This window comes from Kiloniella laminariae, from assembly GCF_027214005.1.
GTDB classification, from domain to species: domain Bacteria; phylum Pseudomonadota; class Alphaproteobacteria; order Kiloniellales; family Kiloniellaceae; genus Kiloniella; species Kiloniella laminariae_A.
Map to the genome: position 1 here is coordinate 1 of NZ_JAPWGY010000014.1, position 16,969 is coordinate 16,969.

General features: G+C 51.3%; 16 protein-coding genes. 1 reads left to right on the forward strand and 15 read right to left on the reverse strand.

All coding sequences use genetic code 11. From position 1 onward, the window contains the following. Positions 1 to 358 precede the first annotated feature (358 nt). From O4H49_RS19440 to O4H49_RS19470, 7 genes are all read right to left on the reverse strand, one after another. Positions 359 to 778: a DUF1489 family protein gene (locus O4H49_RS19440; protein ID WP_269425112.1), complete on the reverse strand. Its 420-nt coding sequence runs from the start codon at positions 776 to 778 to the stop codon at positions 359 to 361. Positions 779 to 935: 157 nt separating this feature from the next. Continuing rightward, positions 936 to 1,847 (reverse strand): potassium channel family protein, encoded by a 912-nt coding sequence (locus O4H49_RS19445; protein WP_269425113.1) that lies wholly within the window; start codon positions 1,845 to 1,847, stop codon positions 936 to 938. A 128-nt stretch (positions 1,848 to 1,975) separates the two neighbouring features. Beyond that, complete coding sequence (locus tag O4H49_RS19450; protein WP_269425114.1) at positions 1,976 to 2,581, reverse strand: 2-hydroxychromene-2-carboxylate isomerase; 606 nt, start codon at positions 2,579 to 2,581, stop codon at positions 1,976 to 1,978. Positions 2,582 to 2,586: 5 nt separating this feature from the next. Then, entirely contained in the window at positions 2,587 to 3,738 is a 1,152-nt protein-coding gene (locus O4H49_RS19455; RefSeq protein WP_269425115.1) for an acyl-CoA dehydrogenase, read from the reverse strand. Between the two features lie 23 nt (positions 3,739 to 3,761). After that, entirely contained in the window at positions 3,762 to 4,442 is a 681-nt protein-coding gene (locus O4H49_RS19460; RefSeq protein ID WP_269425116.1) for an SDR family oxidoreductase, read from the reverse strand. 251 nt (positions 4,443 to 4,693) lie between these two features. Continuing rightward, positions 4,694 to 6,088 (reverse strand): magnesium transporter, encoded by a 1,395-nt coding sequence (mgtE, locus tag O4H49_RS19465; protein WP_269425117.1) that lies wholly within the window; start codon positions 6,086 to 6,088, stop codon positions 4,694 to 4,696. Between the two features lie 72 nt (positions 6,089 to 6,160). Continuing rightward, complete coding sequence (locus tag O4H49_RS19470) at positions 6,161 to 8,446, reverse strand: NADP-dependent malic enzyme (protein ID WP_269425118.1); 2,286 nt, start codon at positions 8,444 to 8,446, stop codon at positions 6,161 to 6,163. Between the two features lie 182 nt (positions 8,447 to 8,628). Here O4H49_RS19470 and lipB point away from each other — a divergent pair, with 182 nt between their 5' ends. Then, positions 8,629 to 9,309 carry a lipoyl(octanoyl) transferase LipB gene (gene lipB, locus O4H49_RS19475; RefSeq protein WP_269425119.1) on the forward strand — a complete coding sequence of 227 codons (681 nt, stop codon included), beginning with the start codon at positions 8,629 to 8,631 and terminating at the stop codon, positions 9,307 to 9,309. A 24-nt stretch (positions 9,310 to 9,333) separates the two neighbouring features. Here the strand turns inward: lipB and O4H49_RS19480 are convergent, their stop codons facing one another. The 8 genes from O4H49_RS19480 to crcB all read right to left on the reverse strand — a co-directional run bounded on the left by O4H49_RS19480 (position 9,334) and on the right by crcB (position 16,891). Beyond that, on the reverse strand, positions 9,334 to 9,618 hold the full coding sequence (locus O4H49_RS19480; protein ID WP_269425137.1) for an acylphosphatase: 285 nt from the start codon (positions 9,616 to 9,618) through the stop codon (positions 9,334 to 9,336). A gap of 39 nt (positions 9,619 to 9,657) precedes the next feature. Then, entirely contained in the window at positions 9,658 to 10,059 is a 402-nt protein-coding gene (locus O4H49_RS19485; protein WP_269425120.1) for a hypothetical protein, read from the reverse strand. Between the two features lie 146 nt (positions 10,060 to 10,205). Next, entirely contained in the window at positions 10,206 to 12,209 is a 2,004-nt protein-coding gene (locus tag O4H49_RS19490) for an acetyl-CoA carboxylase biotin carboxylase subunit (RefSeq protein ID WP_269425138.1), read from the reverse strand. A 78-nt stretch (positions 12,210 to 12,287) separates the two neighbouring features. Further along, the gene (locus O4H49_RS19495) at positions 12,288 to 13,820 is read right to left on the reverse strand and encodes an acyl-CoA carboxylase subunit beta (RefSeq protein ID WP_020592309.1); all 1,533 of its coding nucleotides are present in this window, start codon (positions 13,818 to 13,820) and stop codon (positions 12,288 to 12,290) included. 113 nt (positions 13,821 to 13,933) lie between these two features. Continuing rightward, positions 13,934 to 14,647 carry an ATP12 family chaperone protein gene (locus O4H49_RS19500; RefSeq protein WP_269425121.1) on the reverse strand — a complete coding sequence of 238 codons (714 nt, stop codon included), beginning with the start codon at positions 14,645 to 14,647 and terminating at the stop codon, positions 13,934 to 13,936. A gap of 46 nt (positions 14,648 to 14,693) precedes the next feature. Continuing rightward, complete coding sequence (locus tag O4H49_RS19505) at positions 14,694 to 15,368, reverse strand: HAD-IA family hydrolase (RefSeq protein ID WP_269425122.1); 675 nt, start codon at positions 15,366 to 15,368, stop codon at positions 14,694 to 14,696. Positions 15,369 to 15,443: 75 nt separating this feature from the next. Then, a complete protein-coding gene (locus tag O4H49_RS19510) occupies positions 15,444 to 16,514 on the reverse strand; it encodes an RluA family pseudouridine synthase (RefSeq protein ID WP_269425123.1) in 1,071 nt (356 codons plus the stop codon). Beyond that, complete coding sequence (gene crcB, locus O4H49_RS19515; protein WP_269425124.1) at positions 16,511 to 16,891, reverse strand: fluoride efflux transporter CrcB; 381 nt, start codon at positions 16,889 to 16,891, stop codon at positions 16,511 to 16,513. The genes O4H49_RS19510 and crcB overlap by 4 nt, the downstream gene beginning before the upstream one ends. Positions 16,892 to 16,969: the final 78 nt, after the last annotated feature.

Consider the following 16,969-nt stretch of genomic DNA (forward strand, 5'->3'; position numbering starts at 1 on the left):
TTTCCAATTTCATATCTACAATGTCAAACAACCAAATAACTCCCGGCAACCAAAGCCCCCAAGAGCAAGACGATATAGAACCCGGAGGAACCATCCGTCAAGGATTTTCTTAGAACAATCTTCCCGGAAATAGCTGCCTGCATTCAGGCCGCCAGGGTTGACCATTATAAGGTCGGTCATTTCGAAGTGCAAGAACTCTCTTGCTTTCCTTGTGACCCGCCAGTGTTTCGCCGTAGCTCCTCGCTGGTGAAGCCGGGTTATAAGGACCTATCCGGACCTTGTAAACACAAAAAAACAATAAAGTTGATTTTTTTTCCCCAGAGCCCTTAACCAGGCATGAAAATTCGAAGGCCTTCCCCTAGAGAAGTCCCAGTTTCTCTAGCTCCAGCGCCATATCTTCCGGTAAATCATGGTCGAGAGAATCGTTTTCGCCAAGATCAGGCGGCACATCCTCTTCACGGAAGTAACGCCATCCCTGAAAAGCCCTATGACGCCTGTTATGAACCAGGACCAGTTTGGAATCGAGAATAAAGCGGGTCATGGAGCGCCCGTCCTGGTCTTCGACCCGAATAATATCAGTCACCAGCTGACGGGCCCGGATCTGTCCCTTGATGACCCAGTAGATAGATCCCCCAGCGATAATCTCGTCCCGGCGCTTGGGAAACATACGGGTTTGGTGAAAAATCACCCCATGATCCCGCTTTCTCTGTGCCTGGAAGACTTCGAGGGTTTCCGGGGTTTCGGTTCCAACCGAGAGTTTGATCAAATTTAGCGGCATAACTTTTGGATACTCGAAAACTGTAGAAAAGAATCAGAACAGAAAATTAATAACCACTGTCTCAAAAAGAGACAACGAATCCCGTTCGGCAGAAACAACGGTGATTCCATGCATCCCTTCCCCCGCCACAAACGGAGGCCAATCGCTCACCAACAGATTATTTCTGATGATTCCTGCTTCTGGAATAGGACATGATTTCGGAGAAACCAAACAGAAGGAGCATGACACTGACAACAATTTGCAGAGAAACAATGCTCCGTGCCACATCAGAGCGTGGAACGATATCTCCATAACCAACTGTGCTTAGTGTGATAATAGAGAAATACAGGCTTTCCATGAAAGAAATCGCTCTGGCCTCCCCAGAAATTGTAAAATGAATCTCGGATGAATAGTGGTCAAGAATCCGGTAAATAAAACCAAAGACCATGACGTTCATCGAATAAAACGTCAGAAACGCAAATGCTGGCACGATCAGCGGCTCAATGCGTAGAAAAAACGCCTCAAACAAGAGACCACAGTCCAGCAGGAATGTCGCAATCTGCTTGCTGACAAAGAGAACAACAAGCGCAATCCCGCCCATTGCAACAAAAAAGATCACCTCTTCCCAGATCAGAGGAAACAGGTTTCGTGGGAAGAAAAAAGAAACGAGGCCGATTCCTGTTATGGGAAACAACCAGCCAATCGAAGCCCGAAATCCACGCGCAGCTGGGAGTTGATGCGCGAGAACAATCGATTTTATGTTTTTGCGATGTAACCAGGTGCCGCCAAAAAAACCAATCATGGGAAGAATAAAACCGATAGAACTGAATACCGGCTCGATGGTGGAAAAGTTACTCGTCACCAGAAAGTTAAAGATACAGGCATAGAGCGCGATGAAATTGGCCATCGCGATAGTAAAAAACCGACTTCCGGGGAAAACACTCAACAGAAAAGCAATAGAACAGAGAACCAACGACAGAAAAACCGTCAGATGTAACGGGTTGATCGAACCTATTGCCAGAGCCACCAGCAAAAGAAAGAAAGCGGTAAAGCCCATTGCTTTCCAGATCCCCCGTTGCCTCATCGGCATTGATGCAACTCCTTTCCAAAAACCAGAACAGTTACCCCGTCCAGAGCCTCTCGCAAGCTGGCTGGGTGGTTTGCCTCAAGATTGTACAGTTGTCCTCTGCAATACCAGAGCAGACTGGATTCTGGATCTTACCATCCACCGCGGGAGAGCCAGTCATCAAGCATCTGCAAACGGTCATATCCCCAGAAAGCCTCTCCTTCAACCAGGAAAAAGGGACTGCCAAAGACCCCCTGCTCTTCCGCGGCAGTCACTTCCTCACGTAATCTTGTCTTCACTACGGGACTGGTAAGTGCCTCTTCCACCTGATCGCGCGACACGCCCAGAGCAACAGCTATATCACTGATGACCACTGGCGCAGAGATATCCATTCCCATTTGGTAGCCCGCCTTGAAAACATTGCGGGCAAAACTCTGGGCAAGAGCGACGTCCTGTTCTTCCGCAATCCAATAGAACAAGCGGCTTGCGGCAAGAGATACAAAAGGAACTGAGGCAGGCAAACAGAATGGCAGACCTTTCATCCGGGCTGTCCGTTCCAGGTCGTGTTGGGCATAAGCCCCCTTCAGGGGCATCTGAAGCAGAGGTTTGGCCCCGGTGGTCTTGAAAACAGCCCCGAGCAGAATCGGATGCCACCTGACTTCACAGTCATGTTTTTTGCCAAGGACGTTGATTTCCAGTGCCGCGAAATAGGCATAAGGGCTGGAAAAATCAAAATAGAAATCTATCCGCCGAGCCATTTCGTCTATGCCTCGTCTTCCTGAAGAATTTGCCGGCTGATAATCAAACGCTGAATATCCGATGTTCCCTCATAGATCTGGCAAACGCGTACATCACGGTAGATCCGCTCGACCTCGTAATCACGCAGATACCCATACCCTCCGTGAACCTGAATGGCATCCGAGCAAACCTGTTCTGCCATTTCCGAGGCAAAAAGCTTGGCCATGGAGGCTTCTTTCAAACAGGGAAGTCCGGCATCGCGAAGACGGGCAGCTTCCAGAACCATCAATTCAGCAGCCTGAAGACGGGTTGCCATATCTGCCAGTCGGAAGGCAACTGCCTGATGTTCGGCAATCGCTTTGCCAAAAGTCTTACGTTCTTTTGCATAACGCCGGGCAGCCTGATAGGCACTTCGGGCCATGCCAATCGACTGGGAGGCAATCCCCAAACGCCCCCCCTCAAGGTTGGACAGGGCAATTTTATAGCCCTCTCCCTCTTCGCCAAGACGGTTTTCAAGGGGGATACGGCAGTCTTCAAAAACCAGATGGGCTGTATCCGACGCATGTTGACCAAGTTTTTCCTCGATCTTGGCGCAGGTGAACCCTGGTGTATCCGTCGGAACCAGAAAGGCTGTAATCCTCTTTTTACCAGCAGCCGGATCGGTTACGGCAAAGACAACAGCGAGGTCTGCATTGCTCCCGGTCGAGATAAACTGCTTGCTACCGGACAGAACATAATCACTTCCCTCCCGGCGGGCTTTGGTCGTCAGAGCCGCTGCATCAGAGCCGGCACCCGGTTCCGTAAGGCCAAAACAGCCAAGCATCTCACCCCGCGCCAGTGGCCCAAGATAGCGTTTCTTTTGATCTTCGTTACCGTAGTTCTGGATCGGGGAGCAAACCAGCGAGTTCTGGACCGACATCACCGTTGAACAGGATCCGTCCCCTGCTGCAATTTCGATCAGCGCGAGAACATAAGAAACATGATCTGTACCGGCGCCTCCCAGTTCGGGCGGGACCAACATGCCCATAAAGCCAAGCTCACCCATTGCCTTGATTGCATCTTTGGGGAAAAGAGATTTTTTATCCCATTCGGCGGCAAAGGGTGCCAGTTGTTCGCGGGAGAAATCGCGGGCAGTTTCACGAATAAGATTATGCTCTTCACTCAGCAATACAGACATATGACATCCTTTCTACCAGGGGGCTACCAGGGGATAATACTTCCATCATAATTAAAAAATTTGCCTGTATCTGCCTCAGTCACCTTGGTGATAACCTTGCGCAGGCCGGATACAGATTTTGAAATACTTACAGGAGCATCCTCTCCGCCCATATCTGTCTGAACATGCCCGGGATGAACTGCGATAACAGAAATACCTTTTTCCTGAAGATCAATGGCAAGGCTTTTACTCACCATGTTCAATGCAGCCTTGGAAGAGCGATAGACATACCCGCCCCCGCTTTCGTTCGCAGACAGCGAGCCCATCTTGCTTGAGATATTGACAATCAGGCGCCGCTCGCTCCTGGCGACATGCTCGACAAAATGTTCAGCCATGCGCAAGGGTCCCATGGAATTGACAAGAAAGGTATAGGCCCAGTCATCGTAATCCGTTTCGCCAAAAGGCATGCGAGGTCCAAAATAGCCCGCGTTATTGATCAGGATATCAATTGGCTCGTCAATAATCTCGCGCGCAAGGCCGGCCAGACGCAAACCATCCGTCACCTCGAGCTTGTGCAAAGCCACATTGCCTTCGATACTTTTCAGATCAACAGCCTTGTCAGGCTGGCGACAGCAGGCATGAACCTTCCATCCATCAACGGCAAAAGATTTGGCGAAAGCGAGGCCGATGCCCTTGTTGGCACCTGTAATCAAGACGGTTGGCACGCAGCCACTCCTTAGAAGTTTATCTTTCAAGGCCAGAAAGCCCTACAGGCGCACCTTACGCCTTTCACTGAATCAGTCAATAAAGACAGGGTCTTGTTCAGGAAAATGTTATTTTTCGCCCTGTCCATGGGGGGATCCCTTCAAGGACAGGACGAAGAAAAAAACGATTAGCGACTTGTTATCTTACCCATTTTTTCTCTCGTCTTACGGAGCAAACCGTCCCTGTTTCGATAAAAAAGCCAGGCAAGGACTCAGAGAAGAAAAAATGTCGCCAGACCGAGAAAAGCAAAAAATCCGATGATGTCGGTCACCGTGGTCAGAAAAACTGACGATGCAACAGCCGGATCAACTTTAAAATGTTCCAGCCCCAGTGGAATGAGAGCCCCACAGAGTCCGGCAACAACCATATTGATAATCATGGCGGCAGCAATAACCAGCGCCAGATCCGGCTGCCCGAACCAGAGCCAGGCAACAGTTCCCGTCAGGAGCGCAAAAAGCCCTCCATTGATAAAGCCGATAATCAGTTCTTTGCTGATAAAACGGGATGCGTTGATCTCAGACAGGTTTTTCATGGCAAGCGAGCGGACTGCAACTGTCAGGGTTTGCGTTCCTGCATTTCCCCCCATCGAAGCGACAATCGGCATGAGCACAGCCAGAGCGACAACCTTTTCAATTGTAGCATCAAACAGCCCGATCACAGCTGAGGCGAGCACAGCAGTGACAAGATTGACCGCGAGCCAGGTAAAGCGGGATTTTGTGGTATCCGCGACATCATCATAAAAATCAGCCTCGTTCACCCCGCCCATTTTCATAAGGTCATCGCCAGCCTCTTCATCGATCACGTCGACCACGTCATCAATGGTAATCACCCCGACCAGACGGCCACTTTTTTCCACCACCGGAGCAGAGATGAGATCATATTGCCGGAACATGTGCGCCACATCTTCCTGATCCAGATCCAGCGGGATCACCCGCATGTCTTCTTCCATAATCTGGTCAAGGCGCACAGAACGCACAGAACGCATCATCCGGCTGGCAGGAATGAACCCGACGGGATGGTGCCGGGGATCAACAATATAGATATCGTAAAAATCATCAGGCAGGCTGTCTGTTACCCGCATGTAGTCTATGGTTTCCCCAACGGTCCAGACCGAGGGCACCGCGACAATTTCGCGTTGCATCAAACGACCGGCTGAATCCTCGGGGTAACTGAGACTTTCCTCGATTACCCTCCGATAGGCCTGGGGCAGAGCCGCAAGAATGCGGATCCGCATGTCTTCATCGAGCTCCTGGACAAGCTCAACGGCGTCATCACTGTCCAGCGCCTGAACCAGCTTGGCAAAGCCCGCCGGCCCCAGCCATTCGACAATCTCTTCCCGAACGGTCTCATCAAGATAGGGAAGAATTTCCGGATCAAACCCGGCCCCCATGATTTCCATGAGCAGTTGGCGTTCTTCGCGACCAAGACTTTCCAGAAGGTCAGCCGTGTCGGCTTCGTGAAGACCTTCAACCAGATCTTCAACTTCGGCAACACGGCTTTCTTCAAGGGCATCTTCAACAGCGTGAAACAGATCCGCTGAAAAGCCGTAGCCCTCGTCTTCGGGGGGATTCTGGGTCTGATTCTCGTCTTTCAGATCTTCGCTCATCTGCTACCCCCCTTGTATTCCCGTTACTTCATCCACCGCTTGCGCGATGCACAGGCGAAGACTCCAAGGCGTCTATTTGACTTTGCGCCTTTCTCTGTTCTGAGCATCAACTACCGCAATCGCGGTCATGTTCACAACCCCCCTGCCCGTTACCGAGGCTGTAAGAATATGGGCAGGCTGGGCCGTCCCCACAAGGATGGGACCAACGGGCAGGCCGTCTTCAACTGTTTTCAACAGGTTAAAGGCAATGTTTGCCGCATCAAGTGTCGGAAAAATCAAAAGATTGGCAGGCCCGGTCAAGTTGGAATTTGGGAAAACCCTTTGTCTGAGCTCAACATCCAGAGCCGCATCTGCATGCATTTCCCCATCCACCTCAAGACCAGGTGCCCGCTCGGCAATCAGGGAAAGTGCCTTGCGAACCTTACAGGCGGATTCGCTATTGGAACTGCCGAAGTTGGAATGTGACAAAAGCGCAACCCGTGGCTCGATTCCAAAACGGCTGACATGTTTTGCGGCCAAGATCGTCGTTTCGGCGATCTGTTCCGATGTCGGATTTTCGGTAACATAGGTATCGGCCATAAAATAGGTGCCGCGCTGCATCAGCAAAAGGTTCAAGGAAGAAAGATCACTCACGCCTTCCTGCAAACCAATTACACCACGAATATGATTAAGATGACGATGGTAACTGCCGGTTACACCACAGATCATGGCGTCGGCATCCCCCAGATAAACCGCCAGTGCAGCGATAACTGTGTTGCGGGTTCTGACAATCACCTTGGCATTTTCAGGAGAAATTCCCTTGCGTTCCATCCGCTGGTGATAGGTGGTCCAGTAATCATTAAAGCGGGGATCATCGTTGGGATTTATGATCTCAAAATCCTTGCCAACCGTCAGTTTGATCCCGACGCGGTCAAGCCGCATCTGAACCACATCCGGACGGCCAACGACAATAGGAACAGCCAGCTTTTCATCCAGGGCAACCTGGACCGCGCGGAGAACCCTTTCGTCCTCGCCTTCTGCATAGATCACACGTTTGGGATCATTTTTTGCCCGCTCGAAGATCGGCTTCATCACCAGCCCAGAACGATAGACAAATCGGCTCAGTTTTTCGCGGTAAGCGTCAAGATCCTCCAGCGGACGGGTAGCAACACCCGTTTCCATGGCTGCCTTGGCCACAGCAGGTGCAATGATCGAGATCAGGCGCGGATCAAACGGACTTGGGATTATGTATTCCGGGCCAAAGTTTTTGGCTTCGCCCCCCATGGCCTTGATAACAATCTCGTCCTGCTCTTCCATCGCCAGATCGGCGATAGCCTTCACACAGGCAACTTTCATCTCTTCGTTGATTGCGGTTGCCCCAACATCAAGAGCGCCCCTGAAAATATAGGGGAAACAAAGAACATTATTCACCTGGTTCGGATAATCAGACCGCCCCGTCGCCATAATGGCATCATCGCGAATGGCCTTGACCTCTTCCGGCATGATTTCTGGCGTCGGGTTGGCCAGCGCCATGATAATCGGGTTGGCTGCCATGGATCTGACATAGTCGGGTTTAAGAACGCCTGGTGCAGACAAACCAAGGAAAATATCTGCCCCGTCAATCACATCTGCCAGCGTTCGGGCCTCGGTTTCCTGAGCGAACACAGATTTCCAGGGATCCATCAACTTTTCGCGTCCCTTGTAGACGACGCCCTCAATATCCGTAACCCAGATATTTTTGCGATCAAATCCAAGCGAGACGAGAAGATTGAGACACGCCAGCGCAGCAGCCCCAGCTCCGGAGGCAACGACCTTGACCTGTTTCATATCCTTGTTAACCAGACGCAAGGCATTATAGATCGCAGCAGCGACGATAATGGCCGTTCCATGCTGATCATCATGGAAGACCGGTATCTTCATCTTCTTGCGCAAGGCATCCTCGACAATGAAGCATTCCGGGGCCTTGATATCTTCAAGATTGATCCCGCCAAAGGTCGGCTCCAGCGCCGCAATCACAGAAATCAGACGATCTGGATCTTTTTCATCAATTTCAATGTCAAAAACATCAATGCCGGCGAATTTCTTGAAAAGAACCGCCTTTCCTTCCATCACAGGCTTTGCCGCCAGCGGGCCAATCGCGCCGAGCCCCAGTACCGCCGTACCATTCGTGATAACCCCGACAAGATTTCCCCTTGCCGTCACCGTTGAGGCCTCTGCCGGATCTTCGACAATCACTTCACAGGCGGCAGCAACGCCCGGAGAATAGGCCAAAGCCAGATCCCGCTGGTTACCGAGAGGTTTGGTTGCCGAAATTTCCAATTTTCCTGGAGTGGGATAACGGTGATAAAACAGTGCGGCATCGCGCAGGTCTTGCGTCATAAACTTTATTGCTCCTTGGGGCAGGCAGTACCCTGTGTATTTTCGATATTTATTCGTCAGACTGCCGGGGAAGCAGCATGCTTGCCAGTGATGGTCTTGACAGAGTGGCGCCGAAGCGCGACACCCTGTCGTGATTAAAACATAACAACTGCCCCGCTGCCATAGACAGGATGAGCAAAATCTTGAAAAATTCACAGGTGATTACAAAAGGTGATCTGGGAATCGAATGGAGAAATTCGGAAAGTCCTGTCGATTATCCCGAAGCCCTTGATTTCATGGATCAACGCGTTGGGGAAATTTTCACCCGAACAGCGCCCCAGACTGTCTGGCTGCTCGAGCACCCTTCCCTCTACACCGCAGGTACATCTGCCGATTCCAGCGATCTGCTCGAGCCAGACCGCTTCCCTGTTTTTAATGCCGGACGCGGTGGACAATATACCTACCACGGGCCAGGACAGCGCGTCGCCTACGTCATGCTTGATCTTAACCTGTACAACAAGGATGTGAGAAAGTTCGTATTCAACCTGGAAGAATGGGTTATCCGGACACTTGCCAAGTTCAATATTCGCGGAGAGCGCCGCGAAGGGCGCGTTGGAATCTGGATTGACCGTGGTAATGGCCGGGAGGACAAGATTGCAGCCATAGGTGTCCGGGTCCGCAAGTGGGTCTCGTTCCACGGCATTTCTATCAATCTGGACCCCGAGCTATCCCATTTTCAAGGCATTGTCCCCTGTGGCATCAACGAACACGGCGTGACATCTCTGGTTGATCTCGGCCTTTGTGTCTCTATGGAAGATCTCGATGTTGCGCTGAAAGAAGCCTTTTACGAGGTATTTGTTCCGACACTCTCCTCTTCTGTCTGAACAGTCTTCGTAAAGTGGACCTGCTTATCCATCCTCAAGTTTGCTAAAGGTTTTATCAGCACTGAGTTGTGAACTATCAGGCTCTGTTACTATCGCAGTCACATGAGCCAACTCAGGGCCGGTCTGGCAGGCCAGCAACATCTGGTCGACAATATCGTCCTCGCCACAAAAAACAGCTTCTACCTGCCCACTTGCCAGGTTGCGTACCCAGCCCGACAGGCCCAGAGCGCTTGCTGTATTAACTGTCCAGCGCCGATACCAGACCCCTTGGACACGCCCCGAAATCAACACTCTGATCTGTTTAGAAATCGTATTTCTCCTACATGACGGCGATCATCAAAATATTATCTACCGATAAAGCGCCCGAAAGGTTACTTCAACCGATTTTCGGGCATAGGCTTCCCACTCTGGCCGTTTCAGCCACTGGTCCTGGATTGTCAGCCCCGGTTTACGTTTGTCCCCGTGTACCAGGCGATTGCGCAGCTTGTTGATCCAGGAAAGATCATCCGGTTCAATCCAGTCAAGATGACCACCACACTCCTTGATCTGAGCCTGAATAATTGATGAAGCCAGAATAACTGTTGCGGCCCAGGCCCCGGTACAGAAAACCGCCTGAAGATCAATCATCAGGGCACAGGCCTGCTCCCCCGGAGAAGGAGAGCCCGACACACTGTACTTTGCTTCCAACTCTTCGAACCAGAAGCGGCGCTCTGACCAGATAACATCACGGGGCAGTTCCAACTGATCCATTATCAACCCATTTTTTCTCTTGCCTGTCCTTATTTCTTAAGGGTCAAGCCATCAACAATCACACCCTAGACACTATAGGGAACATTATAGAAAAGGGCTGCAAAAAATGCAGCCCCCCAGCGAAACCAAATCGATGATGTAAAAAATCATTCAAATTCGATAATCACTTGATCTACAACAAGACTCTCACCTGCAGAGGCTGATATCTTGGCAACTGTCAGATCTTTTCCTGCACGCAGGATATTTTCCATTTTCATGGCCTCGATCACGGCCAGCTCTTCCCCAGCCTTGACCGTCTGTCCCTCTTCAACAGCAACAGAGACCAACAGACCTGGCATAGGAGAAAGCAAAAATTTCGACAGATCCGGGGGCAGTTTTTCCGGCATCAGCTCATTGTATCTGGCAAGGCGGGTTTCGAGAACCAGCGCCTCTACTGTGACACCAGAAAGGGTCAGGGACAGGCTGGCCTCCTGACGATCCACCTGGACCACCGTTTCCTCGCCATTAACCTCGGCAAAGAAGACCAACTGGTCAGGAGCCCAATCTCCACGGACCAGTGTTTCAAAGTCATCGCCGGAAACCAGATAACCATCATCTTGCAAATCGATAACGACAGAATGGCCTTCCCGATTGATAAAGACAGTCAGTTCGACCGGAATATCAACACCCCGGTAACCATTGATATGAGCTGCCAGAGCGATCTGTTCTGACAAATTAGTTTGCAGGACAGCTGCAACAGACACCAAAAGGTTTAGATTGTCCTTGTCCAGTTCAATGCCCAGGAAACCATCCGGAAACTCTTCGACGATATAATTTGTCGTCAGGCGTCCTTCGACAAAACGCTCCTGGGACATTACCGTGGAAAGAAAGCCCATATTGTGGTTGATGCCTCTGATATAGAAGGAATCAAGAGCCGTTCGCATGGTTTTGATTGCAGAAAGGCGGTCAGGACCATAGGTCACCAGCTTGGCGATCATCGGATCATAGAACATGGAGATCTCAGACCCTTCCTCAACCCCGCTGTCAACTCTGATCAGAGGGCGACCATTTAGATCACCTTCAGCTTCCGGAGCTTGATAGCGCACCAGACGACCAATGGAGGGTAGGAAATTGCGCAAGGGATCTTCGGCATAGACACGGGACTCAACAGCCCAGCCTTCAAGCTTGACCTGCTCCTGGGTCAGGGCCAGTTTCTCGCCAGCCGCAACCCGGATCATCCATTCGACAATATCAATGCCTGTAATCAGTTCTGTAACCGGATGCTCAACCTGAATACGGGTGTTCATTTCCAGGAAGTAAAAATTTTTGTCCTTGTCGACAATAAACTCAACGGTTCCTGCAGAGTAATAGTTCACGGCCCGGGAAAGCGCGACAGCTTCAGAGCCCATCGCAGCCCGGGTTTTCTCGTCGAGGAAAGGGGATGGGGCTTCTTCAATTACCTTCTGATGACGGCGCTGAATGGAACACTCCCGCTCGCCAAGATGAATGATGTTGCCGTGTTTATCCCCGATCACCTGGATTTCGATGTGGCGGGGCTCTTCGATAAACTTTTCGATAAAGATCCGGTCGTCCCCAAAACTGGAACGTGCCTCATTCTGTGCAGAACGATATCCCTCGCGGGCTTCGGCATCATTATAGGCAACACGCATGCCCTTACCACCACCACCGGCAGAGGCCTTGATCATGACGGGATAGCCAATGTCTGAAGAAATCCGGACGGCTTCCTCTGCATCTTTAATCAGATCCATGTGGCCCGGCACCGTGCTGACATTGGACTGTTTGGCCAGATGCTTTGACTCGATCTTGTCACCCATGGCACCAATGGCTTTGGTTGGCGGGCCGATAAAGACCACGCCAGCATCATCAAGTGCCTTCACAAAAGCTGCATTCTCGGACAGAAAGCCAAAGCCGGGATGAACCGCTTGCGCCCCCGTCTCTTTGCAGGCTGCAATGATCTTGTCGATCACCAGATAACTTTCCGCAGATGCGGCTGGCCCAATACGAACAGCTTCATCAGCCATTTTCACATGAAGAGACGAGGCATCTGCGTCAGAATAAACGGCAACCGTCTTAATACCCAGTCGTTGGGCAGTACGGATGACGCGGCAAGCAATTTCGCCACGGTTTGCAATTAGGATCTTTTCAAACAAGGCCACGGTATCAAGCCCCCTGCTGCATTGCGACACTGTGAAAAAACGGATCAGCCGACAACGGCCTTTTCCAATTCATTACAGTGGCATGTTGTTGTGTTTTTTCCACGGATTCTGCTGCTGCTTGTTCTGCAGCATTCGCAAAGCCTTTGCGACGCGACGTCTGGTACCATGCGGCATGATCACATCATCAATAAAGCCCCGGGAAGCGGCGACAAAAGGATTGGCGAACTTGGTCCGGTATTCTTCTGTCCGCGCCTCGATCTTTGCTGCATCTCCGATATCCTGACGGAAAATGATTTCCACTGCTCCTTTGGGGCCCATGACCGCGATTTCAGAAGTCGGCCAGGCATAGTTGACATCCCCACGCAGGTGTTTGGAGGCCATCACATCATAAGCGCCACCGTAAGCTTTGCGGGTAATCACCGTCACCTTGGGAACGGTTGCTTCGGCATAGGCATAAAGCAGTTTGGCACCGTGCTTGATAATCCCATTATATTCCTGGGAGGTACCGGGAAGGAAGCCAGGCACATCAACCAATGTAACAATCGGAATATTGAAACAGTCACAGAAACGAACAAAACGAGCTGCTTTGATCGAGGAAGCAATATCCAGACAACCGGCCAGAACCATCGGCTGGTTAGCAACAATTCCGACACTTTCCCCGTCAATCCGGGCCATTCCAACCAGAATATTTCCGGCGTAATCAGGCTGGATCTCGAAGAAATCACCGTCATCAACCATTTTGATGATCAGTTCCTTCATGTCGTAGGGTTTGTTCGGATTATCCGGAATCAGTGTATCGAGGGAATATTCATCGCGATCCGCTGCATCCGCGGTAGGCCGTGCGGGTGCCTTTTCACGGTTGGACGATGGCAGGAAGTCCATAAAACGACGCAATTCCAGCAGCGCAATGACATCATTTTCGAATGCCAGATCGGCAACACCGGATTTGCTGGTATGGGTAACAGCTCCGCCCAGTTCTTCGGCTGTGACTTCTTCGTGTGTCACAGTCTTGACCACATCCGGGCCGGTCACGAACATGTAGGAGCTGTCCTTGACCATAAAAATAAAATCAGTCAAAGCCGGGGAATAAACCGCACCACCCGCGCAGGGGCCCATGATCATGGAAATCTGGGGCACAACACCAGATGCCATGGCATTGCGTTGAAAGATCTCGGCATACCCGGCAAGGGAGTCGACACCCTCCTGGATACGGGCACCACCAGAATCGTTAAGGCCGATAACCGGTGCGCCCACTTCCATGGCCTTGTCCATGATTTTGGAGATCTTATCCGCATGCGATGCGGAAAGTGACCCGCCAAAAACGGTAAAATCCTGGCTGTAAACAAAGACCAGCCGACCATTGATCGTGCCATGTCCGGTTACAACCCCATCACCGGGAACTTTCTGGCCTTCCATGCCAAAATCGATACAACGGTGTTCGACGAACATATCCCATTCTTCAAAGGATCCTTCGTCGAGTAAGATATCAATGCGCTCACGGGCGGTGAGTTTGCCCTTGCCATGCTGAGCTTCTATCCGACGCTCACCACCGCCAGTTCTGGCAGCCTGTCGCTTTGCTTCCAGCTTTTGAATGATGTCCTGCACGTGTGCCCCCACGTTGTTGTGTTGTTATATTTGAGGCGCAGTATTGCACTGCGACAAAACAGGTTGTCCTTGATAACATGGACCCTATAGCAACACCAGAGCCTCGTAACAATTCAGTCACGTGACAAGGTCAAAAATTTCATTGCAGTGCGAAACTCTGTTAAGATATTAACATGCCGCTGCTCAGCTTCTTCGTCGGCTCCCCAGCGTTCGATCTGGAACATCTCGTGTAAAAGCACCGCCTGCTGGGCCTTTTCAACATTCAGATGACCGTGTAACAAGGCCAACCCAATGACCAGCGACCCCCCTGTTCGAACAATCGCGGACAAAACTGCCAATTCCATATTGGAAAATGTGCACACTGTATTATGCAGGGCACGCAAGGCATCCTCTGGCTGATCGATACTGATAAGACCGCTTGTCGTTACAAGCGGGGCGTCAAAAGTCAGAGCAGTCCAGTCCAGCAGCGGTTGCCAGACTTCTTTTTGCTTTGAGAGAAGCTCAGTATCACTGGCATCCCAATAACACACCAGATCATGAGCAGCATAGGCTGAAATGCTCTCTTCCACGGGGGGGCGCGCTGCCCCTACCCAATCAACTGCCGTACAGGCAAGCGTCATCATCGGCATTTCTGACGGCTTGATTTCCTTACCCTGGGCGTCCCATTCTGCTGCAACGGCCTTCGCCAAACCCATCGTTGGCAGTAACAAAGGTTCCTGTTCCGGTGTTTTAACAACCCTGCCATCCAGCAGAACAACATAGCCATCCCCCTGTTGTTCTGCCGAAGCGGTTTTATAAAAGCGTTTCAAGCCAAGAGAAGAAGACATTGAACAGAAAATCCTTGAAGTGTGACCCAGTGAAAGTTTGTTAAGACTATAGCAGATCTGTAAAGACAGCGGGCAGATCATCACAAGACTGGACAATACAATGCGCCCCGGCCTTCAGAAGTTCATCCTGATGGTGATATCCCCAGGATACCCCTATCGCAGCAGCTCCCGCTGCGCGGGCCATTTCGATATCATAGGTCGTATCCCCGATCATGACTGTATCAGCAGGTTCAACGCCATTCTCTTTCATCGCCTGAATAAGAATTTCCGGGTGAGGTTTGCTCGGCCCGTCATCAGCCGTCTTTAGAGTAACAAAAAAATCAGCAAACTGATGATGGGCAAGACTTTTCTGCAAACCGCGAAGATTTTTCCCAGTTGCAACTGCCATCAAAGTCTCTGACAGGCTCAGGCGTTGCAGCATTTCGCGCACACCGGCAAAAACCGGTTCATGGAAGTCAGGCAGCTCTCGTGCCTTGATAAAGGCCTGTCGATAGGAATCGCTTACCGCACAGGCCAGTTCCCAATCGCCATCCTGCTGCAGGATTTCGGCCACCGCATATTCCAGCTTCAGCCCGACAATCCGCCGTACCTGTTCAATTGTCGGCGCAGGAAGAGCATTGGCGACAAACGCCTGAACCATACAGCTATGGATATTCGCCTGACTGTCGACCAGTGTGCCATCAAAATCAAACACCACCAACTTGAAACGATGACCACTCATCTATCAAAAAACCCTGCTATACAGTTTATTAAAACAACCAATCAATATCCCCTGACAAGGACGTACCGAGGCAAATTAATACCGTTGTTTTTTAGGTTTGAAAAAATCCCCCAGCTCGCGGGGCGGACAGTGGGATAAATCCGCAGCATATCCTTCAAGCATTTCTGTTGCCCCTTCGCCATGTAGCTGATTAAAGCCCAGCGTCTTCCAGGCCTGTACCATATGCGGAGACAGAGCAGCCTGAATACGCAATGTCGTGCCATCATCAGGATGAGGCACCGCGATCTCGCGGGCATGAAGCATCATATCTTTCGGGATATTTTCACCCAGAGGATAGGCCTTCTTGCCACCATATTTCCCGTCGCCGAGGATTGGCGCTTCAAGCGCGCCACAATGGGCTCGTAACTGATGTGTACGTCCAGTCAAAGGCATAAGCGCAACCCAGGCGGCCTTGCGACCAGCCTTGTCAATCATACTGTATAGCGTAAGCGCTTCCTTGCCATTGTCGTAGTCGACAACCATCTTTTCGCCCTGCCCCCCGGCCTGCTTTTCAAGCGGCAGATAGATCCAGCCCTTTTTCTGTGGAGGAACAGCCGAAACCAGTGCCCAGTATACCTTGCGTGCGGATTTCCCCTTGAAGGCTTCTGTCAGTTTTCGGGCAGCCGGAGCATTTCTTGCAAGAAGAAGAACCCCGCTCGTGTCCTTGTCAAGCCGATGAACAAGCCGGGGTTTTTCCTGCTTTTCATAGCGCAGGGCCTCCAGCATCGCATCGAGGTGCGTGCTCAAGCCTGTCCCCCCCTGGACGGCCAACCCGGCAGGTTTATTGATCGCAAGAACGGAATCATCCTTGTAAATCACCAGATCCCGCACGGCCTGCATCTCTTCAGGGCTCATCAACTGCTCACTGGCAGTTTTGGCCGGGCGATCCTCGTTTGATCGCTCAGGCATCGGTGGTACCCGGATCTCCTGCCCGGGTTCCAGTCGGGTGGCTGCTTTGGCGCGTTTGCCATCGATACGGATCTGCCCCTTGCGCAGCATCTTTTCAACCTGGATATAACTGAAAGCCGGATAGTGCTTCTTGAACCACCGGTCGAGCCGAACACCACCATCATCAGGCGCAACCATGACCATTGTTACTGCGCTCATGCCAGAAAAGACCTCATCATAAAAAAACCGCCTGCAAAGGCTGTGATAGACAGAAATACCGATAACAATACATATACCACTGCCAAAACCATGGCCCCACGCTCAATCAGAACAAAGGCATCCATGGCGAAAGTGGAAAAGGTGGTAAAAGCCCCGAGCAACCCCACAGTCAACAACCCTCTGATTTCAGGAGGAACCGAGCCATCGGTTGCAAGCCAGGGAACCAGAAGCCCCATGACAAAGGACCCGACAATGTTTACCGCCAGTGTCCCCGAGGGAATCTGGGACCCCACAAGCGATCCCATCAGGATATAGACCAGATAACGCCCCACAGCACCAATCGCACCGCCGAACGCAACAGCTACCAGCATTTTCATCTTCCACCTGCCATTGTGCTCTCGGCTATAACGATCTCTTCAGGGCGATAACATCAGGGCAAAACCGCTTTTGCCAAA

What these genes read in the sequence shown, in the direction of transcription:
- O4H49_RS19470 (WP_269425118.1), bottom strand. Translation starts at nt 8,446, where the DNA reads ATGACGCAAGACCTGCGCGATGCCGCACTGTTTTATCACCGTTATCCC.
- O4H49_RS19455 (WP_269425115.1), bottom strand. Translation starts at nt 3,738, where the DNA reads ATGTCTGTATTGCTGAGTGAAGAGCATAATCTTATTCGTGAAACTGCC.
- O4H49_RS19500 (WP_269425121.1), bottom strand. Translation starts at nt 14,647, where the DNA reads ATGTCTTCTTCTCTTGGCTTGAAACGCTTTTATAAAACCGCTTCGGCA.
- O4H49_RS19445 (WP_269425113.1), bottom strand. Translation starts at nt 1,847, where the DNA reads ATGCCGATGAGGCAACGGGGGATCTGGAAAGCAATGGGCTTTACCGCT.
- mgtE (WP_269425117.1), bottom strand. Translation starts at nt 6,088, where the DNA reads ATGAGCGAAGATCTGAAAGACGAGAATCAGACCCAGAATCCCCCCGAA.
- O4H49_RS19510 (WP_269425123.1), bottom strand. Translation starts at nt 16,514, where the DNA reads ATGAGCGCAGTAACAATGGTCATGGTTGCGCCTGATGATGGTGGTGTT.
- O4H49_RS19440 (WP_269425112.1), bottom strand. Translation starts at nt 778, where the DNA reads ATGCCGCTAAATTTGATCAAACTCTCGGTTGGAACCGAAACCCCGGAA.
- crcB (WP_269425124.1), bottom strand. Translation starts at nt 16,891, where the DNA reads ATGAAAATGCTGGTAGCTGTTGCGTTCGGCGGTGCGATTGGTGCTGTG.
- O4H49_RS19450 (WP_269425114.1), bottom strand. Translation starts at nt 2,581, where the DNA reads ATGGCTCGGCGGATAGATTTCTATTTTGATTTTTCCAGCCCTTATGCC.
- O4H49_RS19505 (WP_269425122.1), bottom strand. Translation starts at nt 15,368, where the DNA reads ATGAGTGGTCATCGTTTCAAGTTGGTGGTGTTTGATTTTGATGGCACA.
- O4H49_RS19485 (WP_269425120.1), bottom strand. Translation starts at nt 10,059, where the DNA reads ATGGATCAGTTGGAACTGCCCCGTGATGTTATCTGGTCAGAGCGCCGC.